Origin of the sequence: Massilia sp. YIM B02763 (genome assembly GCF_030412015.1) — a bacterium.
Classification (GTDB): domain Bacteria; phylum Pseudomonadota; class Gammaproteobacteria; order Burkholderiales; family Burkholderiaceae_D; genus Telluria.
In genome coordinates this window covers 1-23,273 of record NZ_JASNRD010000030.1, presented here as the reverse complement: position 1 = coordinate 23,273, position 23,273 = coordinate 1, and the positions used below count along the sequence as shown (strand labels likewise).

Here is a 23,273-nt window from a genome sequence, read left to right as displayed (position 1 = left end):
CTCCCGCACCACCACGGAACACCATGAGCCAGACCAGCATCCGCACCAGTGTCAAGACCTTGCCCGCGCGCGACTACGCCGTCTTCCTGTTCGATATGGACGGCACCATCCTCACCTCGATCAAGGCCGCCGAGCGCGTCTGGGGCAACTGGGCCGCCGGCCACGGGCTCGACGTCGCCGCCTTCCTGCCGACGATACACGGCCGCCGCACCGAAGACACGGTGCGCGCCCAGAACCTGCCGGGCATCGACGCGCTGGCGGAAGCGGCGCGCATCACCGCGGCCGAGATCGAGGACACGGCCGGCATCGAGGCGATCGCCGGCGTCGCCGACTTCCTGGCCAGCCTGCCGCGCGCACGCTGGGCCATCGTGACCTCGGCGCCGCGCAAGCTGGCGCTGGCCAGGATTGCCGCGGCCGGGCTGCCGCTGCCGGACGTGCTGGTGTCCGCCGAGGACGTCCAGCGCGGCAAGCCGGCGCCGGACCCGTTCCTGCTGGGCGCGGAAAAGCTGGGCGTGGCCGCCGGCGATTGCCTCGTGTTCGAGGACACGCTGGCCGGCCTGCAATCGGCGCAAGCGGCGGGGATGGACAGCGTCGTGATCACCGTGACGCACACGCATCCGGTGGAGACGGACGCGTTCGGGACGGTGGATTATGCGCGGTTGCGGGCGGTGCGGACGCAGGATGGACTGCTGCGCCTGGAGCGAACCGCGTCCTGAAGACCGTCGTCCCTGCGAAGGCAGGGACCCATGCTGAGTGATCGAAGCCGTATTCCTGATTGGCCGAAGCGTATTCGAGGTAGGCTGGTTCCATTGCTCAGCATGGATTCCCGCCTGCGCGGGAATGACGGATCAGGTGCCGCCGACCAAATACGCCGCCACCGCCTCCCCCACCTCCGTCGTGCTGGCGCTGCCGCCCATGTCCGGCGTCCGCGGCCCCTCCACCAGGCACCGCTCCATCGCCCGCACGATCGCATCGTGCGCCTGCGTGTAGCGCGCGTCGCCCTGTCCCAGGAAGTCCAGCATCATGGCGCCCGACCAGATCATGGCGATCGGGTTGGCGATGTTCTTGCCGTAGATGTCCGGCGCCGAGCCGTGCACGGGTTCGAACAGAGAAGGGAAGCGGCGCTCCGGGTCCAGGTTGGCGGACGGCGCGATGCCGATCGTGCCCGTGCAAGCCGGGCCCAGGTCGGACAGGATGTCGCCGAACAGATTCGACGCCACCACCACGTCGAAGCGCTCCGGCGACAGCACGAAGCGTGCGGCCAGGATGTCGACGTGGTACTTGTCCCATTTGACGTCGCGGTACCGTTCGCCCATCACGGCCACGCGCTCGTCCCAGTAGGGCATCGAGATCGCGATGCCGTTCGACTTGGTGGCGGCCGTCAGGTGCTTCCTGAGGCGGCGCTGCGCGAGCTCGAACGCGTACTTCAGGATGCGGTCGGTGCCGTGGCGCGTGAACACCGATTCCTGCAGCACGAATTCGCGCTCGGTGCCTTCGAACATCTTGCCGCCGACCGCCGAGTATTCCCCTTCCGTGTTCTCGCGCACGACGTAGAAGTCGATGTCGCCCGGCCGCTTGTTCGCCAGCGGGCACGGCACGCCCGGCATCAGGCGCACGGGGCGCAGGTTCACGTACTGGTCGAACTCGCGGCGGAACTTGAGCAGCGAGCCCCACAGCGAGATGTGGTCGGGCACCTTGTCCGGCCAGCCGGCGGCGCCGAAATAGATCGCCTCGCAGCCGGCCAGCTGCTGCTTCCAGTCGTCCGGCATCATCTGGCCGTGTTCCAGGTACCAGTCGCAGCTGGCCCACTCGAAGGTGACGAATTCCAGTGCGATGCCGAAGCGCCCGGCGGCGGCGCGTAGCGCGCGCAGGCCTTCCGGCATGACTTCCTTGCCGATGCCGTCGCCGGCGATGACGGCGATCCTGTGGGTTTTCATGGGATGTCCTTTCCGGTGCGTGATGCCATCAGAATAAAGCAAAACGGCGCGTTTATAATCCAGCCATATGTAAACGCAAGGAACACGGATCGTGAACAGTCCAGCGCCCCAGCCGCTCGAGAACGAAGACCTGCGCGTCTTCGTCGTCGTCGTGCGCAAGGGCGGCTTTGCCGCCGCCGCCGCGGAAATCGGCATGTCGCCCGCCTATGTCAGCAAGCGCATCGGCATCCTCGAGGCGGCGCTCGGGGTGAAGCTGTTCCAGCGCACGACGCGCCGCGTGCTCGTCACCGACGAGGGCGAGCGCGTCCATGCGCGCGCCCTGGGCATCCTGGACGGCATCGACGAGTTGATGGACGACGTGGCGGCGGGCCGCCGCGAGCCGCGCGGCCGGCTGCGCATCTGCAGCAGCTTCGGCTTCGGCCGCAACGTCGTCGCGCCAGCCATTGCGCGGCTGGCGGCCAGCTATCCCGCCCTGCAGATCCGCTTCGAGGTGTTCGACCGCCTGGTCGACACGGCGGCCGAGGGCTTCGACCTGGACGTGCGCATCGGCGACGAGATCGCTCCGCACCTGGTGGCGCGCAAGCTGATGGCCAACCACCGCATTCTGTGCGCCGCCCCGTCCTACCTGGCGCGGCGCGGCACCCCGGCGGCCTTGCGCGACCTGGCCGGCCACGATTGCCTCGCCATCAAGGAGCGCGACCACCCGCTGGGCGTGTGGCGCCTGCGCGGGAAGAACGGGGACGAGACGGTCAAGGTGGCCGGTCCCTTGTCGACGAACCATGGCGAGATCGCGCTGCGCTGGGCCGTGGAAGGCGCCGGCATCGTGCTGCGCTCGCGCTGGGACGCGCAAGCCTGGATCGACGCGGGCCGCCTCGTGCAGGTGCTGCCCGAGTACACGCAGGAAGCGAACGTCTGGGCCGTGTACCCGCAGCGGCTGGCGGGGTCCGGCAAGCTGCGCGTCTGCATCGAATTCCTGCAGCGGCACTTGCCGGCGGGGATGGCGCTGTCGCCGTAGGGTGGACACATGGTGCCCACCCTACGGGCATCGGTTCATTCCGAGCGGTAGACGCGCGGTTCGAGCACGTGTTCCTCGACCGGCGGCTGCTGCGCGCCGGCGGACGGCGTGGCCGGGGCGGCGCTGCCGCGCTGCGGGTACGGGGTGCCGTCCCTGTGCGTGTAGCTGTCGCTGGGGCCGTCGTAGACCAGGTCGATGTCCGGGTAGTGGGCGCAGTTTTCCTTGCTGTTCGGGCCCACGGCCAGGAACAGCGCGTTGCCCCAGCCGCGGTTGACCAGGTGGTGGCCGTTCGCGCGGCCGGCCGGGAAAGCGGCGCAGTCGCCGGCACGCATCAGGGTTTCCCCTTCGTCCGTGACCAGGGTCAGTTCTCCCGACACCACCATCACGAATTCGTCGTCGTGCGTGTGCCAGTGGCGCTGCGCGGAGGCGGCGCCCGGCTGCAGTTCGACCAGGTTGGCGCCGAACTGGGTGAGGCCGCCAGCCTCGGCCAGCGCCTGGCGGCTGCGGCCGTTGACGGCCTCGGCGAAGGGTTCGGGATAGCTGGTGCCGGTCAGCACGGGGATACTGCTCAAGTCTAGCCTGGACATGGGGGCGCTCCTTGTTGGTGTGAGCGTAAGCATAGCGCAAACGGGGCCGGCTTCGCCGTCCCGCTGCACAGCCCCTTCCTTCCGGCGCACTCAGGCGCGCTTCTGCACCAGGGTCAGGATGTCGTAGCTGGCCACCAGTTCGTCGCGCTGGTTCGTCACCTGCACGTCCCAGGCCACGACGCCCTGCCCCCGGCCGGCTTCGTCCGTGCGGTTGCGGTCGACCTTGCGCTTGCAGGTCAGGCGCGCGCGGATGGTGTCGCCGATGGCCACCGGCGCCACGAAGCGCAGGTTGTCCAGGCCGTAGTTGGCCAGCACGGGGCCGGGCGCCGGCGAGACGAACAGCCCGGCCGCCGCCGACAGCACGAAGTAGCCGTGGGCGATGCGTTGGCCGAACTGCGTGTCCTTGGCCGCGATCTCGTCGAAGTGCATGTAGAAATAGTCGCCCGAGATGCCGCCGAAGTTGACGATGTCCGCCTCGCTGACGGTCCTGCGATGGGTCAGCAGCGAGTGGCCGATCTCCAGGTCCTCGAAGTGGCGGCGGAACGGGTGGAGGTCCGACTCCTTCACGGCCGCGCCGCGCACGTATTCCCCGGTGACGGCAGCCAGCATCGTGGGCGAACCCTGCACGGCGGCGCGCTGCAGGAAGTGCTTGACGGCGCGGATGCCGCCCAGTTCCTCGCCGCCGCCCGCGCGGCCCGGCCCGCCGTGCTTGAGCTGGGGCAGCGGCGAGCCGTGGCCCGTCGAGTCGACGGCCGCTTCGCGGTCGAGGATGTGCACGCGGCCGTGCGACGCGGCCGCCACCGGCACCGCGTGCGCGGCGATGGCCGGGTCCTTCGTCACGAGGGTCGTCACCAGGCTGCCCTTGCCGCGCGCGGCCAGGTCCAGCGCCTCGTCGATGTCGCCATAGGTCATGATGGTGCTGACGGGGCCGAACGCCTCGATGTCGTGCACGGCCGCGTTGACGGACGCGTTGCGGCACAACAGCAGCGTGGGCGCGAAGAAGGCGCCGTCGCCGCAGCCTTCGCCGACCGGATTGAAGCCGTCGCGCGCGCTGAACAGCACCTCGTTGCCGCGCGCGAGCAGCTCGACGCGTTCGCTGACGTCGCGGTGCTGGTCCATCGATGCCAGCGCGCCCATGCGCACGCCTTCCATCTTCGGATTGCCGACGACGATTTTCGCCAGGCGCGCGCGCAGCCGTTCGCCGACGGCGTCGGCCAGGTGGTCCGGCACGATGACGCGGCGTATCGCCGTGCATTTCTGGCCCGCCTTGCCCGTCATCTCGCGCGCCACTTCCTTGACGAACAGGTCGAATTCCTCGTCGTCCGGCGTGACGTCCGGCGCCAGGATCGCGGCATTCAGCGAATCCGCCTCGGCGGTGAACGGCACCGATTCGCGGATCAGGTTGGGGTTGCCGCGCAGTCGGGCGGCCGTGTCGGCCGACCCGGTGAACGTGACGGCGTCGAAGCCGCCCAGCCGGTCCAGCAGGTCGCCCGTGCCGCCGATGACGAGCTGCAGGCAGCCTTCCGGCAGCAGCTTCGATTCCATCATCATCTTCACGACGGCGTGCGTGAGGTAGCTGGTGGCCGTCGCCGGCTTGGCGATGCAGGGCATGGCGGCCAGGAAGCTGGGCGCGAACTTCTCCAGCAGGCCCCAGATCGGGAAGTTGAAGGCGTTGATGTGGACGGCGACGCCGCCGCGCGGCACCAGGATGTGGGTGCCGGCGAAGCCGCCGCGCTTGCCCAGCGCCATGGCCGGCCCTTCGTGCAGCACGTTCGACGACGGCAGTTCGCGCCCGCCCATGCTGGCATAGGCGAACAGCGTGCCGATGCCGCCCTCGACGTCGACCCAGCTGTCCGGGCGCGTGGCGCCGGTCAGGTGCGAGACCTCGTACAGCTCCTCCTTCCGTTCCATCAGGTACAGGGCCAGCGCCTTCAGGCGCTGGGCACGCTTCTGGAAGTCCAGCTTCATCAGCGCAGGGACGCCGGTCTTGCGGGCGTAGGCGAGCGCTTCGCCGAAGTCGATCCGGTCGGCGTGCGTGTGGTAGACGAGGCGGTTGTCCAGCGCGCTGTGCAGGGGCTGGTGCGGCTCGGTGCCGAGCCAGCGGCCGGCGATCAGGCTTTGCAGGGTGGTGGGGGTGTGCATTCGTTGTCTCCTCTGTTCTTTGTGAAATTGGGTCCCTGCCTTCGCAGGGACGACGTATCAACGGCACGCGGCCGTAAGACCGTCGCCCCTGCGCAGGCAGGGGCCCAATTTTTTACGTCTTCGGCCTGTGCGGCTCATCGAACACCAGCCGCCTGCGATCCGGCTCCTCTTCCGTCAACGCCTCCACCTCGCGCATCGTCCCGAGCGAGCGCAGGTTCAGGTCGTGGTACTGGCGCGTGCCGTAGCTCTTCCAGGCGATTTCCTCTTCCGTGACGTCGCGCATCACCCGCGCCGGCGCGCCCAGCACCAGGCTGCGCGGCGGGATCTGCATGCCCGCCTTGACGAAGGCCGCCGCGCCGACGATGGATTCGGCGCCGACGACGGCCTTGTCCATCACCACGGCGTTCATGCCGACCATCGCATTGCGGCCCACGCGGCAGCCGTGCAGCACGGCGCCGTGGCCGATATGGCCGTCGGCCTCCACCACCGTGTCGTCCTCGGGAAAGCCGTGCATCACGCAGGTGTCCTGCACGTTGGCGCCCTCTTCCAGGACCAGGCGGCCGAAGTCGCCGCGCAGCGATGCCAGCGGGCCCACGTAGCAACGCGGCCCGACGATCACGTCGCCGATCAGCACGGCCGTCGGGTGCACGTAGGCCGTGGGATGCACGACGGGGCGGATGCCGTCGATCTCGTAAACCCTTGCCATCAACGCTCCTCCTTCATTGTCCGCGCGGGCGCTGGTCGAGCACGCGGCGCGCCTTGCCCGTGGCCGAGCGCTCGATGCCCTGCGCCGGCAGCAGCTGCACGCGCGTGGTCACGCCGATATACGTCTTGATGCGGTGCTGCAGCTCGTGCGCCAGCAGCGCGACCGTGTCGGCCGCATGGTCGCCTTCGCGCAGCTCGCAGCGCACTTCGAGCGCGTCGAGGTGGCCGTCTCGCGTGACGACGAGCTGGTAGTGCGGCGCCAGCGCCGGCATCTGCAGCACCTGCTCCTCGACCTGGCTGGGGAAGACGTTCACGCCGCGGATGATCAGCATATCGTCGGAGCGGCCGTTGATGCGGCCCATGCGGCGCATCGAACGGGCAGTGGGAGGCAGCAGGCGCGTGAGGTCGCGCGTGCGGTAGCGGACGATCGGCAGCGCTTCCTTGGTCAGCGAGGTGAACACCAGCTCGCCCTCGGCGCCGTCCGGCAGCACCTCGCCCGTGTCCGGGTCGATGATCTCGGGATAGAAATGGTCTTCCCAGATGACGGGGCCGTCCTTGCTCTCGATGCATTCGCTGGCCACGCCCGGCCCCATGACCTCGGACAGGCCGTAGATGTCGACGGCGTCGATGCCGGCCGTTTCCTCGATCTCGCGGCGCATCGCGTCGGTCCAGGGTTCGGCGCCGAAGATGCCGACCTGCAGCGAGCTCGTTGCCGGATCGATGCCCTGGCGCTTGAATTCCTCGACGATGTTCAGCATGTACGAGGGCGTGACCATGATGATCGAGGGCTTGAAGTCCTGGATCAGCTGCACCTGCTTCTCCGTCTGGCCACCCGACATGGGCACGACCGTGCAGCCCAGCCGCTCGGCCCCGTAGTGGGCCCCGAGGCCGCCCGTGAACAGGCCGTAGCCATAGGCGATGTGCACCATGTCGCCGGACCGTCCGCCGGCCGCGCGGATCGAGCGGGCGACCACGTTCGCCCAGGTGTCGATGTCGCGCTGCGTGTAGCCGACCACGGTCGGCTTGCCCGTCGTGCCGCTCGACGCATGCACGCGCACCACCTGCTCGCGCGGCACGGCGAACAGGCCGAACGGGTAGTTGTCGCGCAGCGTCTTCTTGTCCGTGAACGGAAACTTCGCCAGGTCGGCGAGCGTCTTCAGGTCGTCCGGATGCACGCCGGCTTCGTCGAAGGCGCGGCGGTAGTGCGGCACGTTGTCGTAGGCATGCCGCAAGCTCCATTGCAGGCGTTCGAGCTGCAGCGCCTGCAGTTCGTCGCGGCTGGCGCGCTCGATCGGTTCCAGATCTCCCGTTTGCGGGATGCGTTGGACCATGGTCTCCTCCTTGTAGTTAACGCAGGACTTCAGCGCATGAGTTCAGCGCATGAGATCCACGACCTGGCCGGCGATGCGGTGCGACTTGCCGCGGAACAGGGCCAGCAGCTTGCCGTCCTGCGTGCGCACGGCGACGTCGTAGATGCCCGTCTTGCCGGCCAGCGCCTGCTCGGCCGCCTCGGCGACGAGCAGGTCGCCCGCCTGTCCCGGGGCCAGGTAGTCGATCGTGCAGCCGGCGCCGACGGTGTTGAAGTTATGCGAATTGCAGGCGAACGCGAAGGCGCTGTCGGCCAGCATGAAGATGTAGCCGCCGTGGCAGGTGCCGTGGCCGTTGAGCATGTCCTCGCGCACCCGCATCGACATGCGCGCGAAGCCGGGACGAATTTCATCGAGCGTCATGCCCAGCGCGCGGCTGGCCGGATCGCGTTCGTACATGGTCTTGCCGGCCAGTTCGGCCAGCCGTTGTGCCTCGTCATGCATGAAAGCGTGCTCCCTGTGCGTTGCTGCCGAATGCGGCGGCGGCGATCTTGCGACGCAGCAGCGGCGAGATGCGGTAGCGGTCCTCGCCATAGCTGGCGCCCAGGTTCGCCAGCGTCGTCACCACCTGCGGCAGGCCGATGGCGTCGGCCCAGGCCAGCGGGCCGCGCGGATAGTTCACGCCCTTCTGCATGGCGGCGTCGACCCCGGCCGCGCTGCACACGCCCTGGTTGACGGCATCGGCCGCCTCGTTGGCCAGCATGGCGACGGTGCGCATCACGGCCATGCCGGGGACGTCGTCCAGCCGCGTGACGGCGAACCCGGCCTCCTGGAACAAACCGACGGCGGCATGCCAGGCGGCGTCCGAGCAGCGGTCCGCCTTCGCGAGCGCGACGCGGCCCGCGCGCGCGGGGTCGAGCAGCAGGTCGAACAGCACCGTGTCGCGCACGCCGTCGTCCGCCGCGCGCTGGGTGGCGCTGCGGCCGTCCGTCAGGTAGATCGTGGCGCCGCCCGCATGCAGGGCCGGCGCTTCGCGCAGCTCGGCGCCGTCCAGCAGGCCCGGATGGCTGACCGTCACGCCGGACGCCTTCAGGCGCGCGGCCAGCACGTCGTGCAGCGCATCGAAGGCCGGCGCCTCCACGTCCTTCGCATGCGTCACGCGCACGTCCTTCGGGCACGGCTGCGGCGGCTCGACCGCGGCGGCAGGCATCGCGACGCCATCGCCGTAGCGGAAGAAGCCGCGCCCCGTCTTGCGGCCCAGGAAGCCGGCGTTCACCAGTTCCTGCTGCAGCGTCGACGGCAGGTAGCGCGGGTCGTTGAAACAGGCGTCGAACACGGAACGGGTGACGGCGAAGTTGACGTCGTGGCCGATCAGGTCCATCAATTCGAAAGGTCCCATGCGGAAACCGCCGCAGTCGCGCAGCACGGCGTCCAGGGTGGCCGGGTCGGCCGCGCCTTCCTGCAGCAGGCGCAGCGCCTCGGCGTAATACGGCCTCGCGACCCGGTTGACGATGAAGCCCGGCGTGGACTTCGCCAGCACGGGATGCTTGCCCCAGGCGCTCGCGGTGGCGGCGACCCGGTCGGCCACCGCCTTGTCGGTGGCGACGCCCTGGACCACTTCCACCAGCGCCATCAGCGGCACCGGATTGAAGAAGTGCATGCCGACCAGGCGTTCCGGCCGCTTCAGTTGCGCGGCGATGGCGGTGACGGAAATCGACGAGGTATTCGTGGCGAGGATGCAGTCCGGGTCCACGACGGCCTCGAACGCGGCGAACAGCGCGCGCTTGGCGTCCAGGTCTTCCACGACGGCTTCGATGACCAGCGCGGCATCGCGCGCCTCGTCGATCGCGCGCATCGGCAGCAGGCGCTCGCGCGCCAGGTCGGCCTCGGCCGCGCCCATGCGGCCCTTCTCGACCAGCTTGGCAAAGGCTTTCGCGATGGCGGCGATGGCGCGCTCGACCGCGTCCGGATTGCTGTCGTACAGGCGCACGCGGTGCCCGGCCACGGCCGCCACCTGGGCGATGCCGCTGCCCATGGCGCCGCTGCCGGCGACGACCACGACGCTGTCCTTGTCCAGTGCGTTGGCCATGTCATTCCCCTTTGAATTGCGGTTGGCGTTTCTCGATGAAGGCGGCCACGCCCTCGCGGTAGTCGTGGCTGTAGCCCAGTTCCCGCATCATGCGACCTTCCAGCGCCAGCTGCTGTTCCAGCGTATTGGTGGCGCTGGCCAGCATGGCCTGTTTCGTGTACGCCAGGCCCTTGGTCGGCGCGGCGGCGAAATGCTCGGCCAGCGCGCGCGCCTGCAACATCAGGGACTCGTCCGGCACGCAGCGCCAGATCAGGCCCCATTCCTCGGCCTTTTCCGCCGACAGGCGCTCGCCCAGCAGGGCCATGCCCATGGCGCGCGCCGGGCCGACGAGGCGCGGCAGCATCCAGGTGCCGCCCGTGTCCGGGATCAGGCCCAGCTTGCAGAACGCCTCGATGAAGCTGGCGGACTGCGCGGCCAGCACGATGTCGCAGGCCAGCGCCAGGTTGGCGCCGGCGCCGGCGGCCACGCCGTTGACGGCGCAGATCACGGGCATCGGCAACGTGCGCAAGGTCATGACCAGCGGGGCGTAGTACTTCTCGACCGATTCGCCCAGGTCGACGCCCGGCGCGCCCGGCTCCACCGCACGGTCGTTCAAGTCCTGGCCGGCACAGAAGCCGCGGCCTGCACCCGTCAGCAGCAGCACGCGCACGGACTTGTCCGATTGCACCAGGTCGAGGGCGGCGCGGACTTCCTCGTGCATCTGCCTGGTGAAGCTGTTCAGGCGCTCGGGGCGGTTCAGCGTGAGGGTGGCGATGCCGGATTCGATGGTGAAGTGGATGGTTTCGTAGTGCATGATGTCTCCATGATCGCGTCGCCCCTGCGCAGGCAGGGGCCCAATTTTCCGGTCCGCTGCGACATTGGGCCCCTGCCTGCGCAGGGGCGACGGTGGTTCTTATTTGTATGGCGATGCTTGTTCGTCGGTGATTTTCATTCGGCGACGTCGAAATCGACGACCACCCTGTCCGTCGCCGGAAAACTCTGGCAGCTCAGCACGAAGCCCCTTGCCACCTCGTAGTCCTCCAGCGCGTAGTTGACGTCCATGTCCACGCTGCCTTCCAGCACCTTGCAGCGGCAGGTCGAGCACACGCCTCCCTTGCAGGAATAGCGCATGTCGATCCCGGCGCGCAGGCCGGCGTCGAGCAGCGACTCCTTGTCGCGGTCCATCGTGAAGCTGGCGTGGTTGCCGTCCATGATGACGGTGACCTCGGTCTGGTGCGAATCCGCCGCCGCATCCTGCCGGCGCGGCTGGCGCGGCGCCTGGGCAGCCGCGGCGGCGAACAGCTCGATGCGGATGCGCTCCTTCGGCATGCCGGCTTCCTGCAGCGCGTTGGAGACCCCGTGCATCATGTCTTCCGGCCCGCAGACGAAGGCGTAGTCGACGTCCTCCACGCGCAGCCAGCGCTGGAACAGCTGGCGGCACTTGCCCTCGGTGATGCGGCCGTTGAACAGCTCGATGTCCTGCTGTTCGCGGCTCATCACGTAGACGAGGTTCAGGCGCTCCATGTACTGGTCCTTCAGCTCGGCCAGCTCGTCGCGGAAGATCACGGACGAGGACGCGCGGTTGCCGTACAGGACCGTGAAGCGGCTGTGCGGCTCGGCCATCAGCGTGGTCTTGACGATCGACAGGATCGGCGTGATGCCGCTGCCGGCCGCGAACGCCAGGTAGTGGCGTCGGCTGTCGGGGTCGAGCGGCAGGTTGAAGCGGCCTTCTGGCGGCATCACGTCGAGCACGGCGCCAGGCTTCAAGGCGTCCATCGCCCAGCCGGAGAACACGCCGCCCGGCACGCGCTTGATCGCCACGCGCAGGCGCGCATCCTGCACGGCGGCGCAGATGGAATAGGAGCGGCGCACCTCCTCGCCGCCGATGGTGGCGCGCAGCGTCAGGTGCTGGCCCTGGCGGTAGGCGAAGGTTTCCTTGAGTTGCGGCGGCACGTCGAAGGTGACGGCGATGGCGTCGCGCGTCTCGTGCTTTACCTGCGCCACGGCTAGAGAATGGAACTGGCTCATGTGGAACTGGCTCATGTCGGCCTCAATGGCATTTGAAGTAATCGAAGGGCTCGCGGCAATCCAGGCACTGGTACAGCGCCTTGCAGGGCGTCGAGCCGAAGCGGCTGGTCAGGCGCGTATGCACGGAGCCGCAGTGCGGGCAGGCGACGTCGGGCTCGCGGATCGCATGGCGCTTCACGCCGTGCCGCAGGCCGCTGATGTCGATCACCTGCTGCACGGGCGGCGCGATGCCGTAGCCGGTCAACGCGGCCTTGCCCGCCTCGCTCATCCAGTCGGTGGTCCAGGCCGGCGACAGGCGGGTGGCGATGCGCAGGCACTCGACGCCGTGCGCACGCAGCGCGCGCTCGACGTCCTCGGCGATGACCTGCATGGCGGGACAGCCCGAATAGGTCGGGGTGATCGTCACCACGCATTCGCCGCTGGCGCCATCGACGGCGACGTCGCGCACGATGCCCAGGTCGACGATGGAGACCACGGGGATCTCCGGATCCGCCACCTCGGCCAGCCACGTCCAGACCTGGGCGCTGGTGAACGCCGGCGCATCCACGGCCATCACCATTCGGCGCCCGGGTAGGCGCGCTGCAGGAACTGCATCTCGGCCAGGACGTAGCCCAGGCGTTCCGAATGGCGGCCCTGCTTGCCGCCGCGCTGCATGAATGCGTCCGGAGAAGGCATGCGCAGCGTCGCTTCCTCCATCACCTCGGCCACGTGCTCGAGGAAGGCGGCGCGCAGCGGTTCGGCGGCGGGGGCCACGCCCTGCTCGACCATGGCCAGGTCGACGGCGTCGTAGGCGAACAATTCGCCCGTGAACGTCCACAGCTCGTCGACGGCGTCCTGCATCTTGCGGTGGCTGATGTCGGTGCCGTCGCCCAGGCGCACGACCAGGTCGCTGCTCCGGCGCAGGTGGTAGGTCACTTCCTTGATCGACTTTTCCGCGATCTCGCCGATGCGCCTGTCGCTGGAGGACAGCAGGCCGCGCATCAGGAAGTAGTGCCAGGCGTCGAAGAAGAACTGGCGCACCATCGTCTGCGCGTAGTCGCCGTTGGGCTGCTCGACCAGCAGCACGTTGCGGAACTCGCGGGTGTCGCGCAGGTAGGCCAGGCGGTCCTCGTCGCGGCCCTGCCCTTCGAGCTCGCCGGCATAGGTCAGCCACAGGCGGGTCTGGCCCAGCAGGTCGAGGGCGACGTTGGTCAGCGCCATGTCTTCCTCCAGCGCCGGGCCCTTGCCGCACAGCTGGGACAATTGCTGCGACAGGATCAGGGCGTTGTCGCCCTGCCGGAGGAGGTAGTCGAACTTGTTCGCGTCCATGGTCCCGCTCACAGGTTCTTGACTTCTTCCGGCATCGGGAAGAAGGTCGGGTGGCGGTAGACCTTGCTGTTCGACGGTTCGAACAGCGCATCCTTGTCGGCCGGGCTGGACGCGACGATGTCGGCCGCGCGCGCGACCCAGATCGACACGCCCTCGTTGCGGCGCGTGTAGACGTCGCGGGCGTTGTTGATCGCCATCTCCGCATCCGGCGCATGCAGGCTGCCCACGTGCTTGTGGGCCAGGCCGTGCTGGCTGCGGATGAAGACTTCCCACAGGGGCCATTCCTTGCTCATGATTGTCTCCGTGTTTTTTGCGGTGAATGGTGGGCAAGTGGTGCCCACCCTACGGCGCATTGGTTTTGTAGGGTGGGCATCACATGCCCACCACGACTGTCACGCGACCTTCTTGGCGGCCTGCTTGTCCGCATACGCGTTCAAGGCCTCGCGGAACCATGCCCCGTCTTCATAAGCCTTCACGCGCGTGCGCAGGCGCTCGCGGTTGCACGGGCCGTTGCCCTTCAGGACCTCGTGGAATTCGCTCCAGTCGATGGCGCCGAAGTCGTAGCTGCCGCGCGCCTCGTTCCACTTGAGGTCGGGGTCGGGAATCGTCAGGCCGAGGAATTCGGCTTGCGGCACGGTCTGGTCGACCATGCGCTGGCGCAGCTCGTCGTTGGAGAACAGCTTGATGCGCCACTTGGCCGATTGCGCGCTGTTGACCGACTCCGCGTCCGACGGGCCGAACATCATCAGGGAAGGCCACCACCAGCGGTTCAGGGCGTCCTGGGCCATGGCCTTCTGCTCCGGCGTGCCTTGCGCCAGCTTCATCATGACGTCGTAGCCCTGGCGCGCATGGAAGGACTCTTCCTTGCACACGCGGATCATGGCCCTGGCATACGGGCCGTACGAGCAGCGGCACAGGGGGATCTGGTTGATGATCGCCGCCCCGTCGACGAGCCAGCCGATGGCGCCGATGTCGGCCCAGCTCAGGGTCGGGTAGTTGAAGATGCTCGAGTACTTGGCCTTGCCCGCGTGCAGGGCGTCGAGCAGCTCGTCGCGCGAGACGCCCAGCGTCTCGGCCGCGCTGTACAGGTACAGACCGTGGCCGGCCTCGTCCTGGATCTTGGCCAGCAGGATCGATTTGCGCTTGAGCGTGGGCGCGCGCGTCACCCAGTTCCCTTCCGGGAGCTGGCCGACGATCTCCGAGTGCGCATGCTGGGAAATCTGGCGCACCAGGGTCTTGCGGTAGGCCTCGGGCATCCAGTCCTTGGGCTCGACCTTGATGCCCTCGTCGATGCGGGCCTGGAACGCCTGCTCCTCGGCGCTCATGTCTTCCTGGGACTGGACCTTTTTCAGGCCCGTCTCAACCATCTGTGCATACATGGCCGGTCTCCATTTGTAATCTGCCTGAATCCATAATACGATACAAAAATCGCGATGTATAGCGGATTTTTGAATCATATCGACGCGCACCAAATCCGCGATAATTGGCAGACACTTGTTTCATAGAACTCCATGACCACACTCACCGGCCCCCAGTGGATCGACCATTTCCTGACCACGGACCCGCCGCGCGCGAAGTCGCTGGTGATGACCATCTTCGGCGACGCCATCGTCCCGCACGGCGCGCGCCTGTGGCTGGGCAGCCTGATCGAGCTGGCGGCCCCGCTGGGCACGGCCGACCGCCTGGTGCGCACGAGCGTGTTCCGCCTGGTGCAGGAAGGCTGGCTCGTCGCCAGCCGCGAAGGACGGCGCAGCAGCTATGCGCTCGAGCCGCAGGCGCGGCCGCGCTTCGAACGGGCCAACCGGCGCATCTACGCGCCGCCCGGGCTCGACTGGGACGGCGGCTGGACGCTGCTGCTGGCGCCGAACGGCAGCATCGACGCCACCCTGCGCGCCGCTGTGCGCAAGGAACTCGCGTGGGAAGGGTTCGCCATGCTGGCGCCGGGCCTGCTCGCGCATCCGGCCGCGGATGCGGGCAGCGTGGCCGAGGTATTGGGCCGCGTCGACGGCGCCGGGAAGATCTTCGTGTGCAGGGCCAGCGAACTGCCCGGCGTGGGCGCGCGGCCGCTGGGCGAACTGGTGGACGAAGGCTGGGACTTGTCCGAGGTGACGGCGCAGTACCGCCGCTTCATCGGGCAATTCGCGCCGCTGCTGGCCTGGCTGCGGGACGGGCCGGCACTGAGCCCCCAGGATGCGTTCGTGCTGCGCACCCTGCTCGTGCACGCCTACCGCCGCGTGCAGCTGCACGACCCGATGCTGCCGCTGGCGCTGCTGCCGGCGCCGTGGCCCGGATCGGAAGCCTACGCGCTGGCCCAGGCGCTGTACCGGCTGCTGGCGGCGCCGGCGCAAGCGCACGTGCTGGCCGTGCTGCGCCGCGAGGACGAGGCGGCGCCGCCGGCGGATGCGGCGTACGATGCGCGCTTCGGCGGATTACGTTAGCACGTCGCCCCGCCTGCGCAGGGATGACGGTTCAACAGTCCATCCCCGCCATCTGCGCCACGGCCATCGGATCGCGGATCCGGTCCAGCGCCAGCTCCAGGTCGAGGCCCGGCCAGACCAGGCAGGCGCCATGCAGGCACTCGACGCGGCACAACTGCGCCACCGTCGCGTGCTCGAACCAGGGGAACAGCGCAAACGGCAGGTACAGCTCTTCCTCGCCCAGCCGCAGCCAGAAACCCTGGCGGTTCAGGCTCGTGATCTCCACGTGTTCCCAGCGGATCGGTGTCATGGTCTCCCCTTTCATGCAACAAAGCAAGAACGGTAGCAAAAGCATCATGCCCCCCGTTTGAGCCAGATCAGCCCCTTCGAGCATGCCAGGGAAAGCGGGTATCATGCTCGCCTCGCACCTACAACAACAGGACACACCATGTCTATCAAGATCAGCAGCCGGTTCGACGCCGGCGCCATCGAGGTCGTGAACGCCACGAGCGCGAACGCCATCGACCTGAACATCCGCAAGGACTCGCACGCCGACATCACCCAGTGGTTCTACTTCCGCCTGCAGGGCGCGCAGGGCGAGCCGTGCACGATCCGTCTGCTCAACGCCGGCCAGTCCGCCTACCCGAAGGGCTGGGAAGACTACAACGCCATGGCCAGCTACGACCGCGTCAACTGGTTCCGCGTGCCGACCAGCTTCGACGGCCAGGTCCTGACGATCGAGCACACCCCGGCCATGGACAGCGTCTACTACGCCTACTTCGAGCCCTACTCCTGGGAACGCCACCTGGAACTGCTGGACCGCGCGCAGCAGTCCGAACACGTGCGCATGCTCGACCTGGGCTCGACCATCGACGGCCACGACCTGAACATGCTGGTGATCGGCGAATCGGACGAGAACAAGAAGAAGGTCTGGGTCATCGCGCGCCAGCACCCGGGCGAGACGATGGCCGAGTGGTTCGTCGAAGGCATGCTCGACGCGCTGCTCGATCCGGCCCATCCGTTCGGCCGCCAGCTGCTGAAGGAGACGGTGTTCTACGTGGTGCCGAACATGAATCCGGACGGTTCCGTGCGCGGCAACCTGCGCACCAATGCCGCCGGCGCCAACCTGAACCGCGAATGGTTCGCGCCGTCGATGGAGCGCAGCCCGGAAGTCTTCCTGGTGCGCCAGAAGATGCACGAGACGGGCGTCGACCTGCTGCTCGACGTGCACGGCGACGAAGGCCTGCCCTACGTCTTCATCGCCGGCAGCGACGCGCTGCCGACCTTCACCGCCGAGCAGGCGGCCGCGCAGAAGGCCTTTTCAAGCGACTTCATGACGGCGAGCCCGGACTTCCAGGACGTCTACGGCTATCCGAAGGAACCGTACACGGACGAAGTGCTGACCATGGGTTCGCCCTACGTGACCCACGCCTTCGGCTGCCTGTCGCTGACGCTGGAACTGCCGTTCAAGGACAATGCCAACGATCCGGATCCGCAGGTGGGCTGGGACGGCGCCCGCAGCAGCCGGCTTGGCGGCGCCGTGCTGCAGCCGGTGCTGCGCGCGATCCACGCGCTGAAGAAGTAAGCGTCTGCCCCGCAGGCAGGGAACCCGTTCCCCGCCGCCCTGTCAAAAGCTCGATGCGTGTCGACAAGGGGGCGGTGTGGGAACGGTATATCGGCCGGGCGACGTCCCGGATGCGCGCGACGCGCCCCCTTCCGGGCTGGCGCTCGGCGATTCCTGGTTCTGGCACGGCAGCCAGACCTTGCTGCATGCGCTGGTCGACCATCCGCGCATCGTGCCGGACCATGCGGGCATCCGCCTGCTCGGCTTCAACGGCGCGCGCCTGAACGAATACATCGGCGACGGCCACTACGCCGGCGTGATCCGCACGCACCTGACGCCGGGCTTCCACTTCAGCGAGTTCTATATCAGCGGCTTCGCCAACGACGCGCTCGAACACGCGCTGGCGCTGCGCGACGACTGCGCGCGCGCGCGCGAACCGGCCGCCTGCTTCTCGCCGGAGCGGCTCGACCTGCTGCTGCACCACGTCGACGAAGGCCTGAACGGCATCATCCGCGCCATCCGCTGGGCCTACCGCAAGACCACCTGGCAGCAGCCGATCTTCCTGAACGGCTACGACTACCCCGTGCCCGACGGCCGCAGCTTCGTGAGCGCGCACGGCGGCTGGGTCACGGCGACGATGGACCGTGCCGGCGTCCCCGCCGACCTGGCCTTTCGCACGGAAGTCATGAAGCTGCTGATCGATGCCGTCAACGACGAGGTGCTGGCGGCGTGCCACGCGCCGCGCGAGCGCGTGTTCCACGTCGACAGCCGCGGCGTGCTGGCGACCGATGCGGCGCACTACCGGGACGACTGGGACAACGAGCTGTATCCGAGCGCTCAGGGTTTCGGCAAGATCCTCGAACGCGCCTGGTTTCCGCGCCTGCGGCAGTTCGGCATCGTGGGATAGGGAGAGAACGAGAGAGAAAACGGCGGGCGCGCGGCCCGCCGTGGGGGGATTACACGAAGGTGAAGACCTGCTCTTCCTTCAGGCGCGACTTCGGCAGCTTGGCATTGAAGTCGTCCTCGGCGTGGTAGCCCAGGCTCAGCACGACGAGGCTGGTCAGCCCCTTGGCGCGCAGGCCGAATTCCTCGTCGATGGCCTTGGTATCGATGCCTTCCATCGGCGTGGTGTCGACGCCCAGCGTGGCCGCGGCCAGCATGGTGGTGCCCAGCGCCAGGTACACCTGCTTTTCCAGCCAGTGGGTCTGGTCCTTGCCCTGGAAGCGGTGCAGGTCGATGAAGAAGGCGCGGCCCTTGGCCTGGCCGGCCTTGGCGGCATCGTCGGCGTAGCGGCCGTCGCGCTGTTCCTGCGACAGCAGCAGGTCCTGGAAGCCGGCATCGGCTTCCACGCGCGAGCAGAACACGATCACGTGCGAGGCCTGGGTGATCTTGGATGCGTTGAACGCATAGCCGCCCTGCGCGCCCTTGGCCACGCGCTCCTTGCCTTCCGGCGTGCTGGCGACGATGAAGTGCCAGGGCTGGGAATTGACCGAGGACGGGCTCAGGCGCAGCACCTCGAGGATCTGGCGCATGGTGTCTTCGGGTACCTTGCGGGTCGGGTCATAGGCCTTGGTGGTGTAGCGGGTCTTGGCGGCGGAAACGATGTCCATGTTCTTCCTTTCTGACGATGATGGCGATACAGCCTGATCTGTATCAACAGGGCATTATCGCCGGATCGCGGGATTCGTGCGCGGCATGCCATTCGTTTTACCAGCTGGCCAAAAGAATGGCGCCATCGGGTCAAAGGTAGGTAAAGACCTGTTCCTTCTTGAGGCGCGACTTGGGCAGCCTGGCGTTGAAATCGCCCTCGGCGTGGTAGCCGAAGCTCAGCATCACCGAGGCCGTCAGGCCTTTTTCGCGCAGGCCGAATTCCTGGTCCAGGATCTTGGTGTCGATGCCTTCCAGCGGCGTGGTATCGACGCCCAGCACGGCGGCCGTCGTCATGGCGACGCCGAGCGACAGATAGACCTGCTTTTCCATCCAGTGCACCACATCGCGGCCCTGGTAGCGGTGCAGGTCGATGAAGTAGCTGCGGCCCGCGGCCCAGTTGCGCTTGGCCTCTTCATCGCTGTAGCGGCCGTCGCGCTGCTCCTGCGACAGCAGCAGGTCCTCGTAGCCGGCGTCCACGCCGGTACGGACGCAGAACAGCACCACGTGCGACGCGGTGGTGACCTTGGGTTCGTTGAACGCGTATTCGCCCTGCGTGCCCTTGGCCATGCGGGCCTTCGCTTCGGGCGTGGTGGCGACGATGAAATGCCAGGGCTGGGAGTTCACCGACGAGGGACTCAGGCGCAGTGCCTCGAGGATCTGGCCCATGACCTCGTCCGGCACCGGACGGGACGCATCATAGATTTTCGCGGTATAGCGCTGCTTGGCGACGGATACGATATCCATTGTTCACTGCCTTTCTTTCGATTCAAAACGGTCTTGCCGTAAGGACTTAAATTATGAATCCGAAAGAAAGCAGTGAACGACGCCAGCTTTTTATTTCACGTCTACATTATTGAATAGACGCCCCGCCACGCCAGGTCAATTCCCGGCGACCACCATCTTCTCGATGAGGATCGAGCCCGTCGATTTGTTGCCGCGCGTCAGCACGTCATTGCCGATCGCGACGATGGACTGGAACATGTCCTTCATGTTGCCGGCGATGGTGATTTCCTCGACCGGATACTGGATCACGCCGTTCTCGACCCAGTAGCCCGAGGCGCCGCGCGAATAGTCGCCCGTGACGTAGTTGGTGCCCTGGCCCATCAGCTCCGTGACCAGCAGGCCCGTGCCCATCTTGCGCAGCATGCCGGCGAAGTCGTCGGCGCGCTTGGTCTGCCTGGACGTCAGTTCCAGGTTGTGCGAGCCGCCCGCGTTGCCGGTGGTCTGCATGCCCAGCTTGCGCGCCGTGTAGGTGGACAGGAAGTAGCCCTGCAGGACGCCGTCGTCGACGACCTTGCGGCGCTGGGTGCGCACGCCCTCTTCGTCGAACGGGGCCGAGCCGACCGCGCCGACCAGGTGCGGGTCCTCGACGATCTGGATGTGCGAGGGGAAGATGGACTGGCCCAGCGAATCGAGCAGGAAACTCGACTTGCGGTACAGCGCGCCGCCCGAGGTGGCCTGGACGAAGGCGCCCAGCAGGCCGGCGGCCAGCGGCGCCTCGAACAGCACGGGACAGGTGCGGGTGTCGAGCTTGCGCGCGTTCAGGCGGGCCAGCGCCCGCTCGGCGGCGTAGCGGCCGATCTTTTCGGGGTCCGCCAGCTTCTTGGGATCGCGCGCCGACGAGTACCAGTCGTCGCGCTGCATATTGTTGCCGCGGCCGGCGATCGGCGCGACCGACAGCGTGTGGCGCGAGAACGGATAGCCGGCGCAGAAACCGAGGCTGTTGGCGGCGACGAAGTGCGATTGCTGCACATAGACGCTGGCGCCTTCGCTATTCGTCACGCGCGGGTCGACGGCGAAGGCGGCCGCCTCACAGCGCTGGGCGATCTGCACGGCTTCCTCGGCATCGATCTGCCACGGATAGCACAGGCGCAGGTCGCGCGGCTTGGTTTCCAGCAGGTCGGCGTCCGGCAGGCCGGCGGCCGGGTCTTCGGCGGTGAAGCGGGCGATGTTGTACGCCGCTTCCACGGTCGCGCGCAGCGATGCCGCGGAGAAATCGGAAGTGCTCGCGTGGCCGCGGCGCTGGCCGCTGTAGACCGTCACGCCGATGCCCTTGTCCTTGTTCTGCTCGATGGTCTCGACTTTGCCCTTGCGCACCGTCACCGCCAGGCCGCTTCCCTCGCTGATCTCGACGGAGGCGCTGGTGGCGCCGTTTTCCTTCGCGATCGCCAGCACGTCCCGTGCGAGCTGCTTGAGCTGGTCCTGTGTATGGGTGAAGACGGAGTCGTTCATGTGCGTGTTTTTCGAAAGCAGAGCCTAAAACAGTTATCATAGCAGCCGTTTACTGTTTTCACCGGCGGGCCGTGCGCCCTGCCCAATCAAGATCACCATGCCAAATGCAAACCGCGGCTCCGTCGGCTTCCGCTCCGACGAGTTCGACCAGGAATACGACCGCCCTTCCAAGTCGGAACTCAAGCGCCAGATGAACGACCTGCAAAAGCTCGGCGAGCAGCTCGTCGCCGAGCCGCGCGACCGCGTCAAGCGCACCCCGATGCCGGAAGAGCTGCGCGACGCCATCCTGATGGCCCAGTCGATCACCGACCACGGCGGCCGCCGCCGCCAGCTGCAATTCGTCGGCAAGATGATGCGCAAGCTGGACGAGGAGGAAGTCGCCGTCATCCAGCGCACCATCGAAAGCTGGAAAGGCATGTCCAAGGCCGAGACGGCCGCCCTGCACGCGCTCGAGCGCCGCCGCGAAAAGCTGCTGGCCGACGACAACGCGCTGACCCAGCTGCTGGAAGAGCATCCGGAACTGGACGTGCAGCAGCTGCGCACCCTGATCCGCAACGCGCGCAAGGAACAGGCCGAGAACAAGCCGCCCAAGGCCTACCGCGAGATCTTCCAGATCCTGAAGGACCTGAACAAGAAGCCGAAGAAGGACGAGGCCGAAGAGGAAGGCGACGACGATGAGTCTGACGAATAAGGTGCAGGAACTGGTCATCGGCCTGGTCTCGGTCTCGGACCGCGCCAGCGGCGGCGTCTACGAGGACAAGGGCATCCCGGCCCTGCGCGAATGGCTGGAAGCGGCCCTCGCGACGCCCTTCCGCATCGAGACCCGCCTGATCCCCGACGACCGCGCCAGCATCGAGGCCACGCTGGTCGAGCTGGTCGACACGGCCCGCTGCCACCTGGTGCTGACCACCGGCGGCACCGGCCCGGCGCGGCGCGACGTCACGCCGGAAGCGACCGTCGCCGTGGGCACGAAGGAAATGCCGGGCTTCGGCGAGCAGATGCGCCAGATCAGCCTGCACTTCGTGCCGACCGCGATCCTGTCGCGCCAGACCGCAGTCGTCCGCGAAACCGGCGACCATGCGGCCCTGATCATGAACCTGCCGGGCCAGCCGAAGTCGATCAAGGAAACGCTGGAAGGGCTGAAGGATGGCGCCGGCAATACCCTGGTGGGCGGCATCTTCGCGGCCGTCCCGTATTGCATCGACCTGATCGGCGGTCCGTACAGCGACACCAACCCGGACGTCGTGAAGGCCTTCCGCCCGAAAACGGCGCAGCGCCCGAGCGCAGCCTGAACGCATCGAACTACCGAGGACAACGCATGAGCGAACTGCTCGAACACATCCAGATCGAAACCAGCGACAACCCGGAAATCGCCGTCATCTGGATGCACGGCCTGGGCGCGGACGGCAACGACTTCGTGCCGATCGTGAAGGAGTTGGACCTGGCCGGCCTGCCCGGCATCCGCTTCATCTTCCCGCATTCGCGCACGATGCCCGTCACGATCAACAACGGCTACGTGATGCGCTCGTGGTACGACATCTCGAACGCCGACCTCACCAAGCGAGAGGACGAAGGCGGCCTGCGCGCCTCGCAACAGGAAATCGAAGCCTTCATCGCGCGCGAGAAGGAACGCGGCATCCCGGCCTCGCGCATCGTGCTGGCAGGCTTCTCGCAAGGTTGCGCGATGACCATCCAGACCGGCCTGCGCCATCCGGAAACGCTGGCGGGCCTGCTGTGCCTGTCCGGCTATGCGCCGCTGGGCGACAAGCTGGCGCTTGAAGCCACGCCCGCCGCGCGCGCCACGCCCGTCTTCATGGCGCACGGCGAGTACGACAACGTCGTGCCCTTCGCCCGCGCGCAGGCCTCGCGCGACCTGCTCGTCTCGCTGGGCTGCCAGGTCGAATGGCACCAGTACGCGATGCAGCACACGCTGTGCCTGGAAGAGGTGCAGCATATTTCGGCCTGGCTGAAGAAGATCCTGGGGTAAGCGATGGCGAAGAAAGAAGAAAAGCTCGACGAGGAAACGATGGCGCTGATCAACTGGTGCATCGAGGTCGAACATCACCTGGTCGCCGGCGGCGCCACCCAGGCGCAGGCCCAGGAACACATCGAGGAACAGATCGAGTGGTTCACCGACCTGTTCTACGACAACCTCACGCCGGAAGAGGCGGCGAAGGAAGCGCTGGCCTGAGCTACCCCCGTCGCCCCTGCGAAGGCAGGGGCCTAATTTTGCAAGCGTCATCGCTGCGCGCGCAACTTGGCCCCCTGCCTTTGAACTGACCCAGAGAAGTTAGACATAACTTTTCTGGGTTT

The 23,273-nt window shown here is 67.5% G+C and carries 26 protein-coding genes; 9 read left to right on the top strand and 17 right to left on the bottom strand.

The window, feature by feature from the left end:
* The first annotated feature begins 23 nt into the window (after positions 1 to 23).
* The gene (locus QPK32_RS24350; RefSeq protein ID WP_290415371.1) at positions 24 to 716 is read left to right on the top strand and encodes an HAD-IA family hydrolase; all 693 of its coding nucleotides are present in this window, start codon (positions 24 to 26) and stop codon (positions 714 to 716) included.
* Between the two features lie 132 nt (positions 717 to 848).
* On the opposite strand, the gene QPK32_RS24345 is transcribed toward QPK32_RS24350, so the two are convergent.
* A complete protein-coding gene (locus QPK32_RS24345; protein ID WP_290415370.1) occupies positions 849 to 1,937 on the bottom strand; it encodes a tartrate dehydrogenase in 1,089 nt (362 codons plus the stop codon).
* Positions 1,938 to 2,028: 91 nt separating this feature from the next.
* Between QPK32_RS24345 and QPK32_RS24340 the strand changes: the two genes are divergently transcribed.
* On the top strand, positions 2,029 to 2,952 hold the full coding sequence (locus tag QPK32_RS24340; RefSeq protein WP_290415369.1) for a LysR substrate-binding domain-containing protein: 924 nt from the start codon (positions 2,029 to 2,031) through the stop codon (positions 2,950 to 2,952).
* A 35-nt stretch (positions 2,953 to 2,987) separates the two neighbouring features.
* On the opposite strand, the gene QPK32_RS24335 is transcribed toward QPK32_RS24340, so the two are convergent.
* From QPK32_RS24335 to paaA, 12 genes are all read right to left on the bottom strand, one after another.
* Positions 2,988 to 3,539 (bottom strand): cupin domain-containing protein, encoded by a 552-nt coding sequence (locus QPK32_RS24335; RefSeq protein WP_290415368.1) that lies wholly within the window; start codon positions 3,537 to 3,539, stop codon positions 2,988 to 2,990.
* Between the two features lie 90 nt (positions 3,540 to 3,629).
* Entirely contained in the window at positions 3,630 to 5,681 is a 2,052-nt protein-coding gene (paaZ, locus tag QPK32_RS24330) for a phenylacetic acid degradation bifunctional protein PaaZ (protein ID WP_290415367.1), read from the bottom strand.
* 112 nt (positions 5,682 to 5,793) lie between these two features.
* Positions 5,794 to 6,387: a phenylacetic acid degradation protein PaaY gene (paaY, locus tag QPK32_RS24325; protein ID WP_290415366.1), complete on the bottom strand. Its 594-nt coding sequence runs from the start codon at positions 6,385 to 6,387 to the stop codon at positions 5,794 to 5,796.
* A 13-nt stretch (positions 6,388 to 6,400) separates the two neighbouring features.
* A complete protein-coding gene (gene paaK / locus QPK32_RS24320; protein WP_290415365.1) occupies positions 6,401 to 7,717 on the bottom strand; it encodes a phenylacetate--CoA ligase PaaK in 1,317 nt (438 codons plus the stop codon).
* Between the two features lie 42 nt (positions 7,718 to 7,759).
* Positions 7,760 to 8,197 carry a hydroxyphenylacetyl-CoA thioesterase PaaI gene (gene paaI / locus QPK32_RS24315; protein ID WP_290415364.1) on the bottom strand — a complete coding sequence of 146 codons (438 nt, stop codon included), beginning with the start codon at positions 8,195 to 8,197 and terminating at the stop codon, positions 7,760 to 7,762.
* Positions 8,190 to 9,782, bottom strand: coding sequence for a 3-hydroxyacyl-CoA dehydrogenase (locus QPK32_RS24310; protein ID WP_290415363.1), 1,593 nt, complete (start codon positions 9,780 to 9,782; stop codon positions 8,190 to 8,192). The genes paaI and QPK32_RS24310 overlap by 8 nt, the downstream gene beginning before the upstream one ends.
* Before the next feature lies 1 nt (position 9,783).
* Positions 9,784 to 10,575, bottom strand: coding sequence for a 2-(1,2-epoxy-1,2-dihydrophenyl)acetyl-CoA isomerase PaaG (gene paaG / locus QPK32_RS24305; protein WP_290415362.1), 792 nt, complete (start codon positions 10,573 to 10,575; stop codon positions 9,784 to 9,786).
* Between the two features lie 134 nt (positions 10,576 to 10,709).
* Positions 10,710 to 11,789 (bottom strand): 1,2-phenylacetyl-CoA epoxidase subunit PaaE, encoded by a 1,080-nt coding sequence (gene paaE, locus QPK32_RS24300; RefSeq protein ID WP_290415387.1) that lies wholly within the window; start codon positions 11,787 to 11,789, stop codon positions 10,710 to 10,712.
* A 22-nt stretch (positions 11,790 to 11,811) separates the two neighbouring features.
* Entirely contained in the window at positions 11,812 to 12,348 is a 537-nt protein-coding gene (gene paaD, locus QPK32_RS24295; RefSeq protein WP_374046782.1) for a 1,2-phenylacetyl-CoA epoxidase subunit PaaD, read from the bottom strand.
* Positions 12,342 to 13,097 (bottom strand): 1,2-phenylacetyl-CoA epoxidase subunit PaaC, encoded by a 756-nt coding sequence (gene paaC / locus QPK32_RS24290; protein ID WP_290415360.1) that lies wholly within the window; start codon positions 13,095 to 13,097, stop codon positions 12,342 to 12,344. The genes paaD and paaC overlap by 7 nt, the downstream gene beginning before the upstream one ends.
* 8 nt (positions 13,098 to 13,105) lie before the next feature.
* The gene (gene paaB / locus QPK32_RS24285; protein ID WP_290415359.1) at positions 13,106 to 13,390 is read right to left on the bottom strand and encodes a 1,2-phenylacetyl-CoA epoxidase subunit PaaB; all 285 of its coding nucleotides are present in this window, start codon (positions 13,388 to 13,390) and stop codon (positions 13,106 to 13,108) included.
* A gap of 99 nt (positions 13,391 to 13,489) precedes the next feature.
* Complete coding sequence (gene paaA / locus QPK32_RS24280) at positions 13,490 to 14,476, bottom strand: 1,2-phenylacetyl-CoA epoxidase subunit PaaA (protein ID WP_290415358.1); 987 nt, start codon at positions 14,474 to 14,476, stop codon at positions 13,490 to 13,492.
* A gap of 132 nt (positions 14,477 to 14,608) precedes the next feature.
* On the opposite strand from paaA, the gene paaX reads away from it, so the two are divergent.
* Positions 14,609 to 15,535, top strand: coding sequence for a phenylacetic acid degradation operon negative regulatory protein PaaX (gene paaX / locus QPK32_RS24275; protein WP_290415357.1), 927 nt, complete (start codon positions 14,609 to 14,611; stop codon positions 15,533 to 15,535).
* Positions 15,536 to 15,566: 31 nt separating this feature from the next.
* Here the strand turns inward: paaX and QPK32_RS24270 are convergent, their stop codons facing one another.
* Positions 15,567 to 15,824 carry a DUF2442 domain-containing protein gene (locus QPK32_RS24270; RefSeq protein WP_290415356.1) on the bottom strand — a complete coding sequence of 86 codons (258 nt, stop codon included), beginning with the start codon at positions 15,822 to 15,824 and terminating at the stop codon, positions 15,567 to 15,569.
* A gap of 138 nt (positions 15,825 to 15,962) precedes the next feature.
* On the opposite strand from QPK32_RS24270, the gene QPK32_RS24265 reads away from it, so the two are divergent.
* Both QPK32_RS24265 and QPK32_RS24260 read left to right on the top strand, forming a co-directional pair.
* Positions 15,963 to 17,099: a M14-type cytosolic carboxypeptidase gene (locus QPK32_RS24265; RefSeq protein ID WP_290415355.1), complete on the top strand. Its 1,137-nt coding sequence runs from the start codon at positions 15,963 to 15,965 to the stop codon at positions 17,097 to 17,099.
* 76 nt (positions 17,100 to 17,175) lie between these two features.
* Complete coding sequence (locus tag QPK32_RS24260) at positions 17,176 to 17,985, top strand: hypothetical protein (protein WP_290415354.1); 810 nt, start codon at positions 17,176 to 17,178, stop codon at positions 17,983 to 17,985.
* 49 nt (positions 17,986 to 18,034) lie between these two features.
* On the opposite strand, the gene nfsB (QPK32_RS24255) is transcribed toward QPK32_RS24260, so the two are convergent.
* The 3 genes from nfsB (QPK32_RS24255) to pmbA all read right to left on the bottom strand — a co-directional run bounded on the left by nfsB (QPK32_RS24255) (position 18,035) and on the right by pmbA (position 20,960).
* On the bottom strand, positions 18,035 to 18,688 hold the full coding sequence (nfsB, locus tag QPK32_RS24255) for an oxygen-insensitive NAD(P)H nitroreductase (RefSeq protein ID WP_290415353.1): 654 nt from the start codon (positions 18,686 to 18,688) through the stop codon (positions 18,035 to 18,037).
* 130 nt (positions 18,689 to 18,818) lie between these two features.
* Positions 18,819 to 19,472, bottom strand: a complete 654-nt coding sequence (gene nfsB / locus QPK32_RS24250) for an oxygen-insensitive NAD(P)H nitroreductase (protein ID WP_290415352.1) — start codon at positions 19,470 to 19,472, stop codon at positions 18,819 to 18,821.
* Positions 19,473 to 19,607: 135 nt separating this feature from the next.
* Positions 19,608 to 20,960 (bottom strand): metalloprotease PmbA, encoded by a 1,353-nt coding sequence (gene pmbA, locus QPK32_RS24245; RefSeq protein WP_290415351.1) that lies wholly within the window; start codon positions 20,958 to 20,960, stop codon positions 19,608 to 19,610.
* 97 nt (positions 20,961 to 21,057) lie between these two features.
* On the opposite strand from pmbA, the gene yjgA reads away from it, so the two are divergent.
* The 4 genes from yjgA to QPK32_RS24225 are packed head-to-tail and all read left to right on the top strand — an operon-like array spanning position 21,058 to position 23,151.
* Positions 21,058 to 21,651: a ribosome biogenesis factor YjgA gene (yjgA, locus tag QPK32_RS24240; RefSeq protein WP_290415350.1), complete on the top strand. Its 594-nt coding sequence runs from the start codon at positions 21,058 to 21,060 to the stop codon at positions 21,649 to 21,651.
* A complete protein-coding gene (mog, locus tag QPK32_RS24235) occupies positions 21,635 to 22,252 on the top strand; it encodes a molybdopterin adenylyltransferase (protein ID WP_290415349.1) in 618 nt (205 codons plus the stop codon). The genes yjgA and mog overlap by 17 nt, the downstream gene beginning before the upstream one ends.
* Before the next feature lie 26 nt (positions 22,253 to 22,278).
* A complete protein-coding gene (locus QPK32_RS24230) occupies positions 22,279 to 22,947 on the top strand; it encodes an alpha/beta hydrolase (RefSeq protein ID WP_290415348.1) in 669 nt (222 codons plus the stop codon).
* 3 nt (positions 22,948 to 22,950) lie between these two features.
* Positions 22,951 to 23,151 (top strand): hypothetical protein, encoded by a 201-nt coding sequence (locus QPK32_RS24225; RefSeq protein ID WP_290415347.1) that lies wholly within the window; start codon positions 22,951 to 22,953, stop codon positions 23,149 to 23,151.
* Positions 23,152 to 23,273 lie beyond the last annotated feature (122 nt).